This window comes from Caballeronia sp. LZ003 (assembly GCF_031451465.1).
GTDB lineage: Bacteria > Pseudomonadota > Gammaproteobacteria > Burkholderiales > Burkholderiaceae > Caballeronia.
On the sequence record NZ_JARUXJ010000156.1, the window covers coordinates 1 to 518 of the forward strand.

Sequence of the window (518 nt, forward strand, 5' to 3'; positions counted from 1 at the left end):
CGCTCGCGCACGCCCAGCAAGCCGAACGATTTCGCGTTCGCCGATGGCAAGGCCGAAGCGCCGATTCCGTCGTCGCCCACGCGCAGCACGCAATTGTCGTGGTCGGCGCTGAGCGACAGATCGACGCGGCTCGCGTGCGCATGGCGAACGATATTCGTGAGCGCCTCTTCGACGATGCGAAAAGCAGCGGTCGCCGCGTCCGTATTGAACGCGAGATCGCCAGTGTCGAACTCGTGTCTGACCTCGATGCCGTGGCGCTGAATGAAATCCTCGACGAGTCAGTCGATGGCCGCCGGCAAACCGAGATCGTCGAGCATGACCGGCCGTTGATGCGCCGCGATGCGCCTGAGCGACGCGATATCGCAGTCGATCAGGCCAAGCATGCGCTGCATCTGAGCGGCGATGCCATCTTCGAGCTCGCCCTGCGCGTCGAGCCGCGCCTTGAGCACGGACATTTCCATCTTCAATGCGCTGAGCGTCTGGCCGAGGTCGTCATGCAGTTCACGCGCGATCCGGCT

The 518-nt window shown here is 63.9% G+C and carries 2 protein-coding genes; both read right to left on the reverse strand.

From position 1 onward, the window contains the following. Positions 1-263: sensor histidine kinase (locus QCE79_RS39515; RefSeq protein WP_404989477.1), on the reverse strand; the 263-nt coding region annotated here is incomplete at its 3' end. 15 nt (positions 264-278) lie between these two features. Next, positions 279-518: histidine kinase (locus tag QCE79_RS33555; protein ID WP_309851827.1), on the reverse strand; the 240-nt coding region annotated here is incomplete at its 5' end.